The following is a 1550-nucleotide window of genomic DNA, read 5'->3' as shown; positions in this document are numbered from 1 at the left end:
TGCCGAAGCCCGACCCGCCCATGATCCGCATGTAGTTGGCGTCGCTGGGGTGGCTCAGCGAGTAGTAGTTGCTGTCGAAATCTTCGGTCTTGATCAGCTGGTTCAAGAACGGCGCGTTCGGGCTGCCCACGATGTCGTCGACGCCCTTGTTCTCCATGTAGATCAAGAACACGTGATTCAGGTGGCCGACGTCGGACGTCGGCAGGGTGAGCGGCGCCGCGGTGAGGCTTGGATCACCGACCGTGAACGACTCGTTGGCGGCGTAGGCGGAATTGTAGTTGCCGAGGAAATGGTTCTCGTCGTGGAAAGTCGTGGTCACCTGCGCGGAGGTGGTGCCCTCCGGGATCGTCCCAGTGATCTCGCGTTCCTGAAACCCGGTGATAGCCAGGCGATCCCATACCGTGACCGGCTTGAGCGAGCCGGTGCCCAGCACGTGCCCGTCGGCGCCCAGGAAGTTGACCTGCACTGTGGTGTAGGAGGAGTTCAAGCCCTGGCCGCCGAGATCTGCACTGAGGTCGTACGGCGTCCCGGCCGCACCGGTGAGGTCGACGGTTTGGCTGATGCTCGACGTGGCCACCGGTCCACCGCCGGCGAAATTGTCGGCAGGAGCCAGGGTGCCCGGGGGCGCCTCCTGCGGAAAGCCCAGGTAACCCGTCAGCTTTGGCAACTGGAACCATGGCAACGGATAACCGCGCGGGGTGCCGTATTCGATCACGGTCGGGGTGCCGGTCTCCGTCCAGCCCGGAATGGTCACCCCGCTGAAGCCCGACCTGGACGGTTCGGCAATGTTGAAGTTACCGTTGACCAGCAAGTTCTGGCTCATCGGCTGCGCAGTATTCCCGGCGTCGGCGGCAGGAGCAGCCTGGCTGAACCAATCATTGAGCACGCTGTCAACCTGCTGACCAAAGCTGCTGTCAAGCCAGTCCTGCTCCAGCCCATGCAGCAAGGCGTCAAACGGACCGGCCGCCGCCACCGAGCCCGCATCGGCAACCGAACCGCCCGCCGCATCACCCAGCGAACCCACGAGGGAACTGATGATCGGCTCAACAATCGCGTCAAACTCATCGGCTTCGGCCGTCGGCGCAGCAGCCAACTGCGTCACGCCCAACGCCAAAAACACACCAACACCGATACTCGAACCTACGACCCGACGACGGGCCTTCGCGCTGCGCGACCGACCATTGCGCTTCGTGCCCCGATAACCGGCCATGGATCCGACCTCGTTGTAGGCCCCCGCGAAACTGCCCTGTTGGCGAATGACGTATCTCACGTTTCGTTAAACTACTCCACGGGCGACCGCTGGGGAAGCGAAGGGGCAACATCCAGCCGCTTGTCGACCGCCGCCAGCCCGGCCAGCACACCAGCGGCGACCAGCCAGCCCACCACCGCGACCGACCCGGCCGGGATGATCGCCAGCGCGGCGGTGCGGTGCTGAACCCGGACCAGGTCGGGATTCTTCTTGTCGTATTCGACGTAAATCCGCATCCCGGTGGCTAATTCGGACGGGTAGAGCACGCCGAGCTGGGGGCGATAGGTGATCCGCTCCGGGG

At 64.2% G+C, this 1550-nt stretch carries 2 pseudogenes; both read right to left on the bottom strand.

The annotated features are described in order from the left end of the window. Window positions 1–1270, bottom strand: a pseudogene (locus AC2VOP_RS12915) (hypothetical protein); the annotation flags it as partial. Window positions 1271–1281: 11 nt separating this feature from the next. Continuing rightward, window positions 1282–1550, bottom strand: a pseudogene (locus AC2VOP_RS12910) (hypothetical protein); the annotation flags it as partial.

Source organism: Mycobacterium sp. TH-M106 (assembly GCF_057473765.1).
This window is presented reverse-complemented; position numbering and strand designations above follow the sequence as displayed.